The sequence below is a fragment of the Streptomyces sp. NPDC091272 genome (assembly GCF_044757485.1).
Lineage (GTDB): Bacteria > Actinomycetota > Actinomycetes > Streptomycetales > Streptomycetaceae > Streptomyces.
The window spans coordinates 339621-356199 of record NZ_JBIVVC010000005.1 but is presented as its reverse complement, the minus strand read 5'-3'; the positions used below and the strand labels follow the sequence as shown (position 1 = coordinate 356199).

11 protein-coding genes are annotated in these 16579 nt (G+C 72.1%); 7 read left to right on the top strand and 4 right to left on the bottom strand.

Going from position 1 to position 16579, the window contains the following annotated elements; genetic code table 11:
- The first annotated feature begins 289 nt into the window (after positions 1-289).
- From malQ to alc, 5 genes are all read left to right on the top strand, one after another.
- Complete coding sequence (gene malQ / locus ACIQM4_RS17195; protein WP_401592353.1) at positions 290-2569, top strand: 4-alpha-glucanotransferase; 2280 nt, start codon at positions 290-292, stop codon at positions 2567-2569.
- A 20-nt stretch (positions 2570-2589) separates the two neighbouring features.
- Complete coding sequence (locus ACIQM4_RS17190) at positions 2590-2820, top strand: hypothetical protein (RefSeq protein WP_401592012.1); 231 nt, start codon at positions 2590-2592, stop codon at positions 2818-2820.
- Between the two features lie 225 nt (positions 2821-3045).
- Complete coding sequence (locus ACIQM4_RS17185; RefSeq protein ID WP_401592010.1) at positions 3046-3990, top strand: DMT family transporter; 945 nt, start codon at positions 3046-3048, stop codon at positions 3988-3990.
- 116 nt (positions 3991-4106) lie between these two features.
- Positions 4107-5012 carry a LysR family transcriptional regulator gene (locus tag ACIQM4_RS17180; protein ID WP_401592008.1) on the top strand — a complete coding sequence of 302 codons (906 nt, stop codon included), beginning with the start codon at positions 4107-4109 and terminating at the stop codon, positions 5010-5012.
- 188 nt (positions 5013-5200) lie between these two features.
- A complete protein-coding gene (gene alc / locus ACIQM4_RS17175; protein ID WP_401592006.1) occupies positions 5201-6349 on the top strand; it encodes an allantoicase in 1149 nt (382 codons plus the stop codon).
- A gap of 139 nt (positions 6350-6488) precedes the next feature.
- On the opposite strand, the gene pepN is transcribed toward alc, so the two are convergent.
- Together pepN and ACIQM4_RS17165 are read right to left on the bottom strand one after the other, a co-directional pair.
- Positions 6489-9065 (bottom strand): aminopeptidase N, encoded by a 2577-nt coding sequence (gene pepN, locus ACIQM4_RS17170; RefSeq protein ID WP_401592004.1) that lies wholly within the window; start codon positions 9063-9065, stop codon positions 6489-6491.
- 118 nt (positions 9066-9183) lie between these two features.
- Positions 9184-10212, bottom strand: coding sequence for an aspartate-semialdehyde dehydrogenase (locus ACIQM4_RS17165; protein WP_401592002.1), 1029 nt, complete (start codon positions 10210-10212; stop codon positions 9184-9186).
- A gap of 137 nt (positions 10213-10349) precedes the next feature.
- Here ACIQM4_RS17165 and ACIQM4_RS17160 point away from each other — a divergent pair, with 137 nt between their 5' ends.
- A complete protein-coding gene (locus tag ACIQM4_RS17160; RefSeq protein ID WP_401592000.1) occupies positions 10350-11051 on the top strand; it encodes a nitroreductase family protein in 702 nt (233 codons plus the stop codon).
- Between the two features lie 130 nt (positions 11052-11181).
- Here the strand turns inward: ACIQM4_RS17160 and ACIQM4_RS17155 are convergent, their stop codons facing one another.
- Positions 11182-14475 carry a S8 family serine peptidase gene (locus ACIQM4_RS17155; RefSeq protein WP_401591998.1) on the bottom strand — a complete coding sequence of 1098 codons (3294 nt, stop codon included), beginning with the start codon at positions 14473-14475 and terminating at the stop codon, positions 11182-11184.
- Positions 14476-14734: 259 nt separating this feature from the next.
- Here ACIQM4_RS17155 and ACIQM4_RS17150 point away from each other — a divergent pair, with 259 nt between their 5' ends.
- The gene (locus ACIQM4_RS17150) at positions 14735-15193 is read left to right on the top strand and encodes an NUDIX hydrolase (protein WP_401591996.1); all 459 of its coding nucleotides are present in this window, start codon (positions 14735-14737) and stop codon (positions 15191-15193) included.
- A 182-nt stretch (positions 15194-15375) separates the two neighbouring features.
- Here ACIQM4_RS17150 and ACIQM4_RS17145 read toward each other — a convergent pair whose 3' ends face one another.
- The gene (locus ACIQM4_RS17145; protein WP_401591994.1) at positions 15376-16482 is read right to left on the bottom strand and encodes a hypothetical protein; all 1107 of its coding nucleotides are present in this window, start codon (positions 16480-16482) and stop codon (positions 15376-15378) included.
- Positions 16483-16579: the final 97 nt, after the last annotated feature.

The following is a 16579-nucleotide window of genomic DNA, read 5'->3' as shown; positions in this document are numbered from 1 at the left end:
GATGCCCGGGGGGCCCGATGAGCCGCCGCGCGCGCCGGGGCCGTCCCCGGTGACCGGCGAGCCGCACCCCGCGCGCGAGCCCTCTTCTGCGACCGTGGAGCCGCCTTCTACGTCTGAGGAGCAGCCTCCCGTGCCGCAGTCGCCTCCCGTGTCCGACGGACCGCCTCCCGAGCCGGCCAGGCAGCCGGCTGAGCACCCGGCCGAGCAGCCGCCGCCCGTGTCCGAGCCGCTCGCCCGGCTCGCCGCGCTGCACGGTGTCGCCAGTTCCTACGCGCCGTCCGACGACCGGATGGTCCAGGTTCCGGCCGCCACCGTCGTCGAGGTGCTCGCCGCACTGGACGTCGACGCCTCCACGCCGCAGGCGGTCGACGACGCCCTCGCCGCCCACGAGGCGGCGGCAACGGCGTGGCTGCTGCCGCCGACGGTCGTCCTGTGGCGGGACGCCCCCGCCCTTCCTGGCCCCCTGGCGGCGCTGCCCGAGGGCACCGTGCTGCGGATCGCCACCGAGCAGGGCGAGACCCGGGAGTGGCCGACCGGGCCGCAGGGCGGCCCCGCCCCCGTCACCTCGGTCCCGGACGCGACCGCCGGCTCCTCCACCCCGGACGCGACCGTCGGCCCCTCCACCCCGGACACGACCGCCGGCCGCTCCGCCCCGGCGCCGGGCGCGTCCGCCCCGGAAGTACGCGTCGCGTCCGTCCCCCGAGTGCCGTCCCCGGGCGCCGTCGCCGACCACTGGGCCGAACTTCCGCTCGGTGTGCACGCGTTGAGCGCCCGGCTGGCCGACGGCCGTGAGGCCTCCTGTCGTCTCGTCGTCGCCCCCGCGCGCGTGCCCGCGCCGCACGGCCCCCGGCACGGTTTCCTCGTCCAGCTCTACTCCCTGCTGTCCGCCAGGTCCTGGGGCATGGGTGACCTCGGGGACCTCGGTGAGCTTGCCGCCTGGTCGGGGCGCTCGCTCGGCGCCGGGTTCGTCCAGGTCAACCCGCTGCACGCGGCGGTGCCCGGAACGCCGACCGACCCGTCCCCGTACCGCCCCTCCTCCCGGCGCTTCCCCGACCCCGTGCACCTGCGGATCGAGGCCGTGCCCGAGTTCGGGCACGTCACCGCCCCCGCCGCCCGCGAGGAACTGGACGGGCTGCTCGCACGGGCCGCCGCCCTGCGGGAGGGGGTGCTGCACAAGGACGCCCTGATCGACCGCGACGCCGTGTGGGACCTCAAGAGACGGGCCCTGGAGATCCTCCACGAGGTGCCGCTGGGCCCCGGCCGCCGCGCCGCCTTCTGCGACTTCCTCGCCGAGCAGGGCCGGGCGCTGGAGGACCACGCCACCTGGTGCGCGCTCGCCGAGGAGCACGGCGGTGACTGGCAGCTCTGGCCGGCCGCGCTGCGCGACAGCGCCTCCGAGGAGACTGCCCGTGCCCGCGCCGGCCTGCGCGAGCGCATCGACTTCCACTGCCGGCTCGTCTGGCTCACCGACTGCCAGCTCGGCGACGCCCAACGGGCCGCGGGCGAGGCCGGCATGGCCGTCGGACTCGTCCACGACCTCGCGGTCGGCGTGCACCCCGGCGGCTCCGACACCTGGTGCGCGCGGGAGGTCTTCGCGCCGCGCATGTCCGTCGGCGCGCCCCCCGACGCCTTCAACGCGCACGGCCAGGACTGGGGGCTGCCGCCCTGGCGGCCGGACGTCCTCGCGAGGTCCGGCTACGCCCCGTACCGCAGCCTGCTGCGCAACCTCCTGCGGCACGCGGGAGCCGTCCGCATCGACCACGTCATGGGCCTCTTCAGGCTCTGGTGGGTGCCCGAGGGGCGGCCGCCGACCGAGGGCACGTACGTCCGCCACGACGCCGAGGCCATGCTCGCCGTCCTCGTCCTGGAGGCGGACAGGGCCGGGGCCACCGTCATAGGGGAAGACCTCGGCACGGTCGAGCCCGGTGTGCGCGACGCGCTCGCCGCGCGCGGGGTGCTCGGCACCTCCGTGCTGTGGTTCGAACGCGACTGGGCGGGCACCGGCCGCCCGCTGCCGCCCGACGCCTGGCGCGAGGGCTGCGTGGCCACCGCCACCACCCACGACCTGCCCTCCACCGCCGCCCGCCTCACCGGCGAACACGTCGCCCTGCGGCACCGCCTCGGTCTGCTGACCCGCCCCCTGGAGCAGGAGCGCGCCGAGGACACCACGGAGGTCACCGAATGGCTGTCCTACCTCACCCGGCTGGGCCTGCTGCCCGAGGGCGCGGGCGACGAGGAGGCCGCGGTACGGGCCGTCCACCGCTTCCTGTGCGCCACCCCGGCCCGGATGGTCGGTGTGTGGCTGCCGGACGCCGTGGGCGACCGCAGGCCGCAGAACCTGCCCGGCACCTGGGACCAGTACCCGAACTGGCGGCTGCCCCTCGCCGACGCCGAAGGACACCCCCGCACCCTGGAGGAACTGGCCGCCTCCCCCCGGCTGCACGCCCTGATGGAGACGGTCAGGGCGGGCGCGGAGGCACCCCCGGGTGCGCCGCACGGACCCCTTGCAGCACCCCCGGGCGCGCCACCGGGACCCCTTACGGCACCCCCGGGCGCGCGCTCCACTTAGTCGTTCGCTACTTTTGCACCGTGGACAAGAAGAACGCTCTGCGCGCCGGCGCTGTCGCGACCGGTACGACGCTGATGATGCTGCTCCTGTCGTCTCCCGCGCTCGCGGCCGTACGGGACGACGGTGACGACCCGGGCCCCGGCCTGAACGTCGCCGAGACCCTCGGTCTCTTCGTCGCGGCCCCGATCGGTCTCTTCGTGATCATCGCCGGACTGGTGATGGTGCTCGACAAGTCGCGCAAGCAGGTCTGACACCGGATCTCGCTCCGCCGAGGGCGTCCGCGCCCGTACGCATCGTCGTACGGGCCGCGGGCGCCCTCGCTGCGTTGTCCGACCGGCCAATCGTTCAGTTCAGCTGAACAGATTCGTCGAAAAGTTTCGATAGACCTGAACGTGCCACCGGTGTGACGGTAGAGCCCTCAGCACGGTCCGCGGCTCACTCGTGGACCACTCACCGATCACCTCACGGGGGCAGCGATGGCAGTTCTTGACCGTATCCGCACACCGAGCACCAGCACGGTGGCCAAGGCGCAGAAGGGCGCGGGCCTCGGGCTCCTGCTCGCCGCCGTCGCCACCGTCGTCTGGTCCGGCAGCTTCGTGACCTCGCGCGGTCTGCACGACTCCGTGCCGCCCGTCCAGGCCGCGTTCTGGCGCTGGATCGTCGCACTGCTTGCCGTCGCCCCCTTCGCCGTCCGCGAGACCTGGCGCCAGCGGGCCCTGCTCCGCAAGCACCTCGGCTTCCTCACCCTCGCCGCGCTGCTCGGCGTCACCGTCTACAACACCCTCGTCAACCAGGCGGGACTCGACACCCCGGCCGGCACCATGGGCATGATCATGGCCGCCTCACCCGTCGTCATGGCGCTCTGGGAGCGGCTCGGCGGGCAGCGCCTCGGCGCCCGCCGCGTCATCGGCATGGTGATCGCCTGCGCCGGCGTACTGCTCCTGGTCAGCAAGGGCTCGCTCACCCTGGGACTGTCCGTGGGCGCGTTCTGGATGATCGCCGCCGCCCTGTGCTTCGGTTCGTACAGCGCCCTGCTGCGCCGCAAGCCCGCCGAGATCGGCTCCCTCGCCTTCCTCTTCGCCACGTTCGTGCTCGGCGCGCTGATGCTGGCACCGGTGTACGGCGTCAGCCTCGCCGTCCAGGGCGGTTTCGAGGCCAGGCCGGGCACCGTGGGACCGCTCGTCTACGTCGGCGTGTTCTCCTCCGCCGTCGCCTTCTTCGCCTGGAACAAGGCCATCTCCCTGATCGGCGCCGCCCGCGCCGGAATCATCTACTACCTCCAGCCGGTCTGCGTGGCGCTGCTCTCGTACGCGGTCCTGGGTGAGCGGACTGGCCCGCTCCAGGTCCTGTGCATGGCGCTGATCCTCGGCGGTGTGGTGCTCGGAGCGGCGAGCGGTACCCGCCGCACCGGGCGTCAGTAGGCAAGGCGCAGTGCCGCCGCGCGCCGGGACCACCGGCACCGGGAGGCCCACGGTGCGAAGGCGCCGCGGGCCTCCCGGTGCCGGTGGGGGCCGTGGACCTTGGATAGGTTGCGCTCATGGCCGAGTGGGACATCAAGAAGCTGCGCATCCTGCGGACCCTGCGCGACCGCGGCACCGTGACCGCGACCGCCCAGGCGCTGCTCATGACGCCTTCCGCCGTCTCCCAACAACTCTCCAACCTGGCCAGGCAACTCGACGTGACCCTGCTGGAGGCGCACGGCCGCCGGGTCCGCCTCACCGACGCGGCGCACCTCGTACTGCGCCACGCCGAGGCCGTCTTCGCGCAACTGGAGCGCGCGGAGGCCGAGTTGGAGGGGTACGCGCAGGGTGAGGCGGGAGAGGTGCGGATCGGGGCGTTCTCGACCGCCGTGCCCGCCCTGGTCGTACCTGCGGTGCGGCGGCTGCGCGAGACCCACCCCGGTCTGGAGGTACGGGTCAGGGAGGCGGAGGCGGCCGAGGCGTACGCACTGCTCTCCGAGGGCGCCGTCGACCTCGCCCTCTCGCTGGCGGCCCACGCGCCCACCGCGCGCGACCCGCAGTTCGCCCGCGTCCCGCTGCTCGCCGACCCCCTCGACGTGGCACTGCCCACCGGGCACCCGCTCGCGACGGCCCCCGGTCTGCGGCTCGCGGACCTGTCCGGCGAAGCCTGGATCTTCGGCGGCAGCGGCCCCTGGTCGGAGATCACCACCGCGGCCTGCGAGGCCGCGGGATTCGTCCCGGAGCAGGCCCACAGCGCGGCCGGCTGGACGGCGATCCTCGCGATGGTCGAGGCCGGGATGGGGGTCGCCCTGGTGCCGCGGATGGCGGCGGCGGAACGCCGGGCCGGGGTCGTCATGCGGGTGCTCGAAGCGGACCGGCCCCGGCGGCACGTGGTCGCCGCCGTACGGCGCGGCGCACAGGACGGCCCCGCGGTGGGGCGGGCCCTCGCCGCACTGCGGACGATCGCCGCGGAACGGACCTAGCCGACCGGCGGCGCGGGCCCCGTTGACCCGCGGCCCAGGCATCGGATCACAACCACTCGGATCACAACCACTCAGATCACAACCACTCGGATCGCAACCACACAGATCGCAACCTTTCAGCTCAGCTTAAAAGCCTGTGCGAAAACTTTCGATAGACCTGAGTGGTCGCGCACGGCAGAGTCCAAGGCATGACGACGACCGACGTGACCGCGACCGCGAACCCCGACGACCCGCACGCCAACGACGCCGCCCCCTACGGCGGAGGCGACCCGTACGCCGACTACCGCGGCGCGGGCGACCACGCGTTCACCGAGCTCGTCGACCTCGCGGACCGTCGCCTCGGCGCCGGCGTCATCGCCGCCAACGACGAGTTCTTCGCCGAGCGCGAGAACCTCCTGATCCGTGAGCGCGCCGTCTTCGACCCCGAGCACTTCGGGCACAAGGGCAAGATCATGGACGGCTGGGAGACCCGCCGCCGCCGCGGGGCCGGCGCGGAGCGTCCCTTCCCCGAGCCCGAGGAGCACGACTGGGCGATAGTCCGCCTCGGTGCCCCCGGCGTCATCCGCGGCATCATCGTCGACACCGCCCACTTCCGCGGCAACTACCCGCAGCGCGTCAGCATCCAGGCCACCGCCGTCGAGGGCTCCCCGAGCCCCGAGCAGCTCCTGGCGCCCGACGTGAAGTGGGAGGAGCTCGTCCCGGTCACGCCCGTGAAGGGCCACGCCGCCAACGGCTTCGAGATCGACGTCGAGCGCCGCTTCACCCACGTACGCCTGTGCCAGCACCCCGACGGCGGCGTGGCCCGCCTGCGTGTGCACGGCGAGGTCGTCCCGGACCCCGAGTGGCTCCAGCTCCTCGGCACCGTCGACCTGGTCGCCGTACAGAACGGCGGCACCTACGAGGACGCGTCCGACAAGTTCTACTCCTCGCCCACCCAGATCATCCTGCCCGGCACCTCCCGCAAGATGGACGACGGCTGGGAGAACCGCCGCCGCCGGGTCCGCGACACCAACGACTGGGTGCGCTTCAAGCTCGTCGCGCAGGGCGCCATCCGCGCCGTCGAGATCGACACCGCCTACCTCAAGGGCAACTCCGCCGGCTGGATCGCGCTCAGCGGCCGCAACGGCGACACCGGCGACTGGTTCGAGATCCTGCCGCGCACCAAGCTGCAGCCCGACACCCTGCACCGCTTCAAGCTCGCCGCGCAGGCCGTCGCCACCCACGTCCGCCTCGACGCCTTCCCCGACGGCGGCGTCGCCCGGATGCGCCTGCACGGCACGGTCACCGAGCAGGGCCAGGCCGAGCTCAAGGCCCGCTACGAGGACCTGAACAACTAGTCCCGCAGACTCCGTGCGTGCGGTGGACAGCGATCCCGCACGCACGGGTACAACCGAAGGGCCCCGGCGCACACCCACCCGCGCCGGGGCCCCGCCGCGTTCACCGGGCCGCTGGGCGCCCGCCGCGTTCAACGGGCCGCTAGGCCCCCGCCGCCTCGTCCGCCGCCTGCGCCCTGAGTGCCCGCTCGACGCCCGAGCGCGACTCCGACACCAGCCGCCGCAGGGCCGCGCTCGGCTCGGCCGACGCCAGCCAGGTGTCCGTCGCGTCCAACGTCTCCTGGGAGACCTGGAGCGCCGGGTAGAGACCGACGGCGATCTGCTGCGCCATCTCGTGCGAACGCGAGTTCCACACGTCCTTGACGGCTGCGAAGTACTTCTGCGCGTACGGGGCGAGCAGCTCGCGCTGGTCGGTCTGCACGAAGCCGCCGATGACGGCCTCCTGGAGGGAGTTGGGGAGCTTGTCCGACTCGACGACCGACGCCCAGGCCTCCGCCTTCGCGTCCTCGGTCGGCCGCGCCGCACGGGCCGAGGCCGCGTGCTGCTTGCCCGCCGAGGTGTTGTCGCGGGCCAGCTCGGCCGCGATGTCGTCGTCGTCCATGACACCGGCCGCCGCCAGACGCCCGACGAACGCCCAGCGCAGATCGGTGTCCACCGCCAGGCCCTCGACCGACTCCGCGCCGTCGAGCAACCCCCGCAACAGGTCCAGCTGCTGCGGGGTGCGGGCGGTGGCGGCGAACGCCCGCGCCCACGCCAGCTGGTGGTCGCTGCCCGGCTCCGCCGACTGAAGGTGGGCGAGAGTCGCCTCGGTCCACTGCGTCAGCCCCACCTCGCGCCAGGACGGCGCCGCGTACAGGTCGAGCGCCAGCTTCACCTGACGGTGCAGCGACTGCACGACGCCGATGTCCGACTCCTTCGAGATGCCGGACAGCACCAGCGCGAGGTAGTCACGGGCCGCCAGCTCGCCGTCACGCGTCATGTCCCACGCCGAGGCCCAGGACAGCGCACGCGGCAGCGACTCGGTGAAGTCGCCCAGGTGCTCGGTGACGAAGGCCAGCGAGGCCTCGTCCATGCGAACCTTCGCATAGCTCAGGTCGTCGTCGTTGAGGAGCACGACGTCCGGGCGGGCCCGGCCCACCAGGGCGTCCACGACGGTCAGTTCACCGTCCACGTCCAACTCGACACGGTCGGTGCGCACCAGCTTGCCCGCACCGTCCAGGTCGTACAGGCCGATCGCGATGCGGTGCGGACGCAGCGTCGGGACGCCCTTCGCGCCGACGGGCAGCGCCGGGGCCTCCTGCCGCACGGCGAACGACGTGATGACACGGTCCGCGTCCGTCTCCAGCTCCGGGCGCAGCACGTTGATGCCGGCCGTCTGCAGCCACTTCTGCGACCACGTCCCGAGGTCGCGGCCACTGGTCTGCTCCAGCGCGCCGAGCAGGTCGCTCAGCTGGGTGTTCCCGAAGGCGTGCGCCTTGAAGTACGACTGCACACCGGCGAAGAACTCGTCCATGCCGACGTACGCCACCAGCTGCTTGAGCACCGAGGCGCCCTTGGCGTACGTGATCCCGTCGAAGTTGACCAGCACGTCGTCCAGGTCACGGATGTCGGCCATGATCGGGTGCGTCGAGGGCAGCTGGTCCTGGCGGTACGCCCACGTCTTCATGGAGTTCGCGAACGAGGTCCAGGAGTGCGGCCACCTCGAACCCTCGGCGTACGCCTGGCAGGCGATCGAGGTGTACGTGGCGAACGACTCGTTCAGCCACAGGTCGTTCCACCACTCCATGGTGACGAGGTCGCCGAACCACATGTGGGCGAGCTCGTGCAGGATCGTCTCGGCGCGCGTCTCGTACGCGGCGTCCGTGACCTTCGAGCGGAACACGTACTGGTCGCGGATGGTCACCGCGCCCGCGTTCTCCATCGCGCCCGCGTTGAACTCCGGCACGAACAGCTGGTCGTACTTGGCGAACGGGTAGGCGTAGTCGAACTTCTCCTGGAACCAGTCGAAACCCTGCCGGGTGACGGCGAAGATGTCCTCCGCGTCCAGGTGCTCGGCGAGCGAGGGACGGCAGTAGATGCCGAGCGGGACGGACTGCCCGTCCTTGCCCTCGTACGACGAGTGCACCGCGTGGTACGGACCGGCGATCAGCGCCGTGATGTACGTGGAGATGCGCGGCGTCGGCTCGAACGCCCAGACGTCGTCCTTCGGCTCGGGCGTCGGCGAGTTGGAGATCACGGTCCAGCCCGCCGGGGCCTTCACGGTGAACCGGAAGGTCGCCTTCAGGTCCGGCTGCTCGAACGACGCGAACACCCGGCGGGCGTCCGGCACCTCGAACTGCGTGTACAGGTAGGCCTGTTCGTCGACCGGGTCCACGAAGCGGTGCAGACCCTCACCGGTGTTCGTGTAGGCGCAGTCCGCGACCACCTTGAGCTCGTTGGCGCCGCCGCGCAGGCCGGCCAGCGCGATGCGCGAGTCGGCGAAGACCGCCCCGGCGTCGAGCGCGGCGCCGTTCAGCACGACCTCGTGCACGGCGGGCGCGACCAGGTCGATGAAGCTCGTGGCGCCGTCCTCGGCGGACTCGAAGCGCACCGTCGTCACCGAGCGGTACGTACCGCCCTCCTGCGCGCCACTGAGGTCGAGCTCGACCTCGTACGCCTCAACCGTGAGCAGCCGCGCGCGCTCCTGCGCCTCTTCGCGGGTCAGATTGGTACCGGGCACCCTGTCATCTCCTCGGATCGTGACGTTCTGGACCATCCTTCCACGGCGGGGACGGACGGCGAAGGGCGGTGAAGGCCCCTCGCCCGGCCGTCACCGCCCCTGTCGTGCACCAGGTGTGTCAGCCGTTGAGCTCGGCCGCCACCAGCTCCGCGATCTGCACCGCGTTGAGGGCCGCGCCCTTGCGGAGGTTGTCGCCGGAGAGGAACAGCGCGAGGCCGTTCTCCGCGGTCTCGTCGAGGCGGATGCGCCCCACGTACGAGACGTCCTGGCCGGCCGCCTCCAGCGGCGTCGGGATGTCGGAGAGCGCGACCCCGGGGGCGCCGCCCAGCAGCTCGTACGCGCGCTCCACGCTGAGCGGACGCTCGAAGCGCAGGTTGACCTGGAGCGAGTGGCCGGAGAAGACCGGCACGCGCACACAGGTGCCGGAGACCTTCAGCTCCGGGATCTCCAGGATCTTGCGGGACTCGTTGCGGAGCTTCTGCTCCTCGTCGGTCTCGAAGGAACCGTCGTCGACGAGGTTGCCGGCCAGCGGCAGCACGTTGAAGGCGATCGGCCTCTTGTACACCTCCGGCGCGGGCAGCTCGACCTTGTCACCGCCGTGGGTGAGCTCGGCCGCGTGGTCGACGACCTTCTTGACCTGGCCGTCGAGCTCGGCGACACCGGCCAGGCCCGAGCCGGAGACGGCCTGGTAGGTGGTGGCGATCAGCGCGGTCAGACCGGCCTCGTCGTGCAGCGGACGCAGTACCGGCATCGCGGCCATCGTCGTGCAGTTCGGGTTGGCGATGATGCCCTTGGGGCGGTCCGCGACCGCGTGCGGGTTGACCTCGGAGACGACGAGGGGAACCTCGGGGTCACGGCGCCAGGCGGAGGAGTTGTCGATGACGACGGCGCCCTGGGCCGCGACCTTCTCGGCGAGGGCCTTGGAGGTCGCGCCGCCCGCGGAGAAGATGACGATGTCGAGCCCGGTGTAGTCGGCGGCCGACGCGTCCTCGACGGTGACCGGCTTGCCGTCCCACTCCAGCGTCGAGCCGGCGGACCGCGCGGAGGCGAACAGCCGCAGCTCCTTCACCGGGAACTTCCGCTCCGCGAGGATGCGCAGCACTACCGCGCCGACCTGACCGGTGGCTCCGACGATTCCGACCCTCACTGTGACTCCTCAGTCTGTGTACGCAGGCATGACGACCTGCGGCGTTGCACCCATGATGCGCGCGGTGCTGTCCGCCTTGTCCAATCGATTGTCCGAAGTGCGGGACAGGGGGCACCTGCCCCGGCGATGCTCTGGCCATGTCTGTGACGAAGAACAAGTGGACACCCACCCACGGCGACCCCTACCGGCCGGTGCCCTACACCCCCGCACGGATGGACGCGGCCGAATCCCTGGCCCGCGCCGCCGAGCTCCGCGCCCGGATGGACGAGCGCCGCACGGTCCGGCAGTTCTCCCCCGACCCCGTCCCCGACCAGGTGATACGCGACGCGATCGCCTGCGGCGCGACCGCCCCCTCCGGCGCCCACCAGCAGCCCTGGACCTTCGTACTCGTCAAGGACCCGGACGTACGGCGCCGGATCCGCGAGGCGGCCGAGGCGGAGGAGCAGATCTCCTACGAAGGCCGGCTCGGCGAGGAGTGGCTCGACGCGCTGCGCCCGCTGGGCACCGACGAGGTCAAACCGCACCTCACCGACGCGCCCGCCCTGATCGTCGTCCTCCAGCAGCGCTACTGGCTCGCCGAGGACGGCACCAAGCACAAGCACTACTACGTCGACGAGTCCGTCGGCATCGCGGTCGGCATGCTGCTCTCCGCCCTGCACCTCTCGGGCCTCGCCGCCCTCGTCCACACCCCGAGCCCCATGCGCTTCCTCGGTGAGGTGCTGGGCCGCCCGGTCAACGAGAAGGCGTTCGCGGTGATCCCGGTGGGCTACCCGGCGGACGACTGCGTCGTGCCGGACCTGGTGCGCAAGTCGCTGGACCAGGTACTGGTCGAGGTCTGAGACCCCGGCACGCACGAGGGAGCCCGGTACGAACGGGGGCGGATCCCCGGACGCACGACGAGCGCCCCCGGCACGCACGAGGGGCGGGCCCAGGATCCGGGCCCGCCCCTCGGTCACCTCGCCACGGCCGTTACGGCGTGACCTTCTCGATCTGGACGCTGCCCGTGCCCGCGACCGTGCCGCGCGGGTTCACGAGCTGCACCTGGCCGAAGAACCGGCGTCCCTCGGGGGCCGCGCCGCCCACCAGTACCGAGGCCTCGACCTGCGCCGAAGCCCCGTTGGCGAGCTGCACGGTCTTCGTCTCGTCCGTCGTGACCGAACCGAGCGACGGGGCGAAGAACACGTCCTGGTAGTCGTACGTGGTGCTGCCGGCCGGGACCGAGTAGCCGTCCACGACGATCGTGTACGTACCCGCGGCGGGCTTCACCAGGCTGACGGCCTCCTCGGAGTCGCCGTCCGCCGCACTGGCGACCTGGACGCCGTCCTTGAGGACCGCCAGGTCCAGGTCGGCCGCGGCGTCGGAGACCTTGCCGATCGCGACGTCGAGGCGCTCGACGCCCGTGCCGAGGACGACGGTGGTCTGCTGCGACTCACCCTGCTTGATGCTCGGCCTGGCGATCTTCGCGGAGCCCAGCGATCCGCCCTTCAGCTTGCCCTCGACCGCGGCGAAGCCGTTGGTGACCTTCCATTCGACGGGGGCCGGGGTACCGACCTTCGCCTCCGGGACGACCTTGACCGCGGGGTCGAAGGCCGCGCCGAGGAGCGTCACGTCGAGCTTGTACGGGTTGTCGAGCAGCGGCGACGTACGGCGCGACTCGACCTCGACCTCCCAGACACCGGGCGCCGGGTCCGGGTACGAGCGGACGTCGGGGCGGCAGGTGTTCGCCGGGTTGGTGTAGTTCGGGTAGCAGTTCGTCGTCGCGGTCGGGTCCGACGGCACACCGTACGGGTGGATCGAGATGAACCGGGTCTGACTGCCGGCGGCGAGCCCGCTCAGTGCCACCTCAAGGTTCTTCGCGCCCGCGGGGACGGTCACGAAGTACGAGGTGGGGGCGTTGCGCTGCACCGTGCCCGACTTCGACAGCGTGTAGCCGGGCTTCGCCAGCTCGTCCGCGGCCACGACCGTGGTGAGGATCTGCTTGTCGATGCCCTCGGTGGCCTTGTCGGACACCTCCAGGACCGCGCTGTGGATGCCGCCGGAGCGGGGCTGCGCGGAGACCTTCACGGTGACCGGCTGGTTCAGCGGCAGCTGCACGACGTCGTTGCCGACGACCTTGAAGGTGCCGTCGTTGTTCTCGAAGTGCAGCTCGTGACGGACGGCACCGGCCGGGCCCGAGGTACGGGTGACGGTAATGTCGTAGGTCTTCTTCTGGCCCGTCCGCAGGCCACCCTCACGGTCGTACAGACCGGTGCCGAAGCCGGGCGTCGCCAGGGCGTAGTCGATCGCGGTGTCGACCGGGGCCTTCACGGTGTACTCGTGGGCGGTGGCGCCCTTCTTCAGGGACTTCCACGCGTCGACGACGTTGATGAGGCCGGCGCCCTGCTCGTGGGCCTGCGCGCCCTTGATGTGGTCGGCCTGGCTGACCAGCGCGGTGCGCAGCTTCGCGGGGGTGAGGTCGAGCCCCGACTGCTTGGCCGCCGAGATCAGCAGCGCCGACGCGCCGGCCGCCTGCGGGGACGCCATCGAGGTGCCCTGCAGCATCTGGTAACCGGCCGGCAGCGGGTAACCCGCCTCGGCGACCGGGCCGCCGGGCAGCCAGGTCTGCGTGGTGTTGATCGCGGCGCCGGGCGCGGTGATCGTCGGCGCGAAGCCGCCGTCCTCACGCGGACCGCGGGAGGAGAACGGCATCATCGCGTACTTGGTCTTCACGACCGAGCCGTAGTTGGCCGCCCAGGTCTCCTTGGAGATGGACGCGCCGACCGAGATGACCTTGTCGGCCAGGGCGGGGTCGCCGATGGTGTTGGTGCCGGGACCGCTGTTGCCGGCCGAGATGACCAGCTGCACGCCCGTGGTGTCGATGAGCTGCGTGTAGAGCTGGGCGCGCGCGTTGTTGCCGTCGTTGAGCGCGGGCAGACCGCCGATCGACATGTTGACGATGTCGACGCCCCGGTTCTTCACCAGGTCGGACATGCCCTCCATCAGCGCGACGTTGGTGCAGCCGCCGCTCCAGGTGCAGGCGCGCGAGGAGACCAGCTTGGCGCCGGGCGCCGCGCCGTTCATCCTGCCGCCGAAGAGGCTGTTGGCGGCGGTGATGCCGGCCACGTGAGTGCCGTGCTCGCTCTGGATGACGCCGATGTTGACGAAGTCGGCCTTGGCGCCGCCCGCGTTGTAGACGACGTCCTTGCGGGACTCGACGACGAACGGGATGCGCTCGACGACCTCGGTCGCCGGGTCGTCCTTGCCGAAGTAGCCGACCTGGAACTTGTCCTTGTAGGGGCTCATCGCCTCCTCGTCGGCGAAGTCCCCGTCGTCGTCCAGGTCCAGCCGGACGGTGCCGGCCGCCGGGTCGTACAGCACGCCCCAGACGTCCGTGGTGTCGCCGTCCCGGTTCAGGTCGCCCTGCATGTCGCCACCCACGGTGGCGTTCTCCCGGAAGAGGTTGAACTTGTAGGTGCCCGCGGGCGCAGTCCAGGTCCGGCCGGAGGCCGTGAAGGCCGGGCCGTTGACCGAGGTGATCATCGGGCGCCAGGTCAGGTCGCCGTCGGCGACCGGGTCCGTCGCGGTCACCCAGTCGACGATCTTGCGCTCACCCGTGGTGGTCTTCTGCAGCGCGGGGTGCCCGAGGTCGACACCCGAGTCCAGGATGCCGATGGTGACGCCGCGGCCGTCCGCCTTCGGGTTCTTCTTCACGAAGTCGACGGCGCCGGTCTCGAAGGACGGGTTGTACGGGTTCTCGGCGGGGGTGTTCTTCCCCGGCGCCGGATACGTCCCCTTCGCGGCGACCGCTGCGCCGGCCCGGTCCGCGGACGGGGTCGGGTCGTCCAGCGCGATCTCGTGCTTGAGGTCGATGGCCCGCACACTGGTGAGCTTCGCGGCGTCCCTCAGCGCGCCCTCGGCCTTGGCGGTGGGCAGGGTCGCCCGTACGTAGCCGAGCTCGTCGTCGGTACGCCCGACGGTCGCACCCGGGATGCCGTCGAACTGCGCGGCGACCTGCTCGGTCGCGCCCGGAGCGGTGGCCACCATAACGGTGACGTCCTTGGCACCCGAGGCCTGCGCCTCGGTCAGCAGCGCCTCGTCCGTGCTGCCGAGCTTGGCCGCGGCGGACTTCGGGGCCGGGGGAGTGGGGTCGGGCGTTCCGGCCGCGAAGGCGGGCAGCGGCGCGGTCGCACACAGCGCGGCCACCAGCGAGGCGGCGAAGGCTATTCGCGCGCTGCGTCTGACTCCGCCCGCGCGAGGCGCGGACGGCTGGGACATGGGGGTCATGGGCATCCCTGAATGTGAAGGAACTGGAAGAAGTCCGGACGGATTCGGTCCGGATTTCGGTGTCCAATGACCGGTCAGCATGTCGTAAGTGACAGTTGTTTGGGGAGAGTTGACTGAGTCGGATCGCGGCCCTGGCACACATCCGCCAGTGGCCGTGTTCCGCCACCCGGCGCCCGGCGGCGCGCGCCACGGAGTGCGCCGTAGCGCCAGTTGATGCGTCCGAAGCGCATTCCACAGCCGATCCGCCTAGCCTCGGCAGATGAACGCTGAGCTAAGAGTCGCTGCCTATGCCGTGTGCGTACGGGACGAGAAAGTGCTGCTGGCCCGCTGGGTGGCCCGGGACGGGGCGAAGCGCTGGACGCTGCCCGGCGGCGGCCTCGAACACGGCGAGGACCCCCTCGAAGCGGTGGTCCGCGAGGTCGACGAGGAGACCGGCTACGCGGTCGAACCCGTCCAGCTGCTCGGCCTCGACTCCATCCGCCGCCGCTACCCCCGCCGGCTCGGCTCCTTCGCGGACTTCCAGGGCCTGCGGATCGTGTACGAGGCGAAGGTCGTGGGCGGTGAGCTCCGGCACGAGACGGGCGGCTCGACGGACCTGGCGGCGTGGCACAGGCTCGACGCGGTCGAGGCGCTGGACCGGGTGGAACTTGTCGACACCGGTCTCGCGCTGTGGCGCGAGAGGCCGGCGACGGGACGCAGCGGGAGGGTGGCGCCGTGAGGGTTTCCAGTGGTCGGCCGCCGGGCCCGTAGCATCCGCGCCGCTTAGGGCCCCCGGGGGCCTGCCGGGGACCTACCGGGGGTTGCGGGAGACCGTGCGGGTGCGTCGTGGCTGGTCGCGCAGTTCCCCGCGCCCCTGGAAGCTTGCCCCCGCCCCCGGGGGCGAGGGCTTTCGGTCGGGGCTCAGCGAGGAAGTACGACCAGGTAGGGAGCCGGGTCGTGGTCCGCCGAGGCCATCAGGGCGGTGCGTACCACTGCCGCCTGCTGGTCCATCGTCTCCCGCAGCTTCTGCGGCGTGAGGTGCACGACCGTGACGCCGGCCCGCTCCAGGTGCTCCCGCTTGCGCGCGTACTGCGAGAACAGCGCGTCCTCGTCCTGGCGCGGCGCACGGGTGTCCAGCTCCACGGCCACCGACTGCTCGGGCCAGAACGCGTCCACACCGCCCAGGTGCGGGCCGCCCGGCAGCCGCAGGTCCACGTTCCACAGCGGGTCGGGCAGCCCGAAGCAGCGCACCATCTCGTACAGCCGCTCCTCGGCGACCGACCGGTCCTCGGCGAGCACCGAGTCCACCGCGTCCTGCACGCCGGGCCTGGTCAGCAGGCGCGCCAGCCGCAACTCCCGGACGAGCACGGACGGTTCGCAGTGACCGCCGCGCACTGCCTCGGTCAGCAGTCGGCGTACCGCTTCCGGGTCGCTCAGCTGCGCCACCGCGTCGGTCACCGCGCGGCAGACCGGCGCGACCGGCAGTCCGGTGACGACACGGGTGCCGGGCAGTGCGTGCGCCCGCACGATCCGCACGCACCCGGTGGAGCGCAGCCGCCGCGTCCTGGGCACCAGCACGTCGATGTGCTCCAGCGCGGGCAGCGGCGGCGCCGAGGAGAACCCGTGCAGGGCGAGCGCCGCGAGCCCGGTGATCACCGCCTCCTCGTCCGCACGCCCGGGGCGCGCCGCGTACAGCAGCGCCGCGTGCAGGCGTTCCTCGCTGGTCGGCGGCCCCTGGTGCAGGACGAACACCCCCGGCAGCAACTGCTGCCACGGCCCGCCGGGCCCGCACCGCGCGGACGCCCCGGCCGCCGTCACCCCGTCCTCGCGCAACTGGGCGGACGTCACGACGCGCCGCTGGATGCCGGCGGGAGGGCGGCCGGGTGCACCGGCCCGGACCGAACCCCCGCGCGGCTGCTGGGCGATGTGCACCTGCGGACCCCGCTTCCCCTGAGTGGCGGTCTGGGGCTGCGGGTTGCCGTGCGCCGGGGTGGAACCCTGCGCCTCGGGGTGCGTGTTGTTGTTCATGCCGGGGATCTGCCCACTTCGACCCCCGCCTCTAACCGCTGTTACCGTTCCGTCGACATTCCAGGACAACCTCGCCCTAAAGTACGGCTGTTCGACT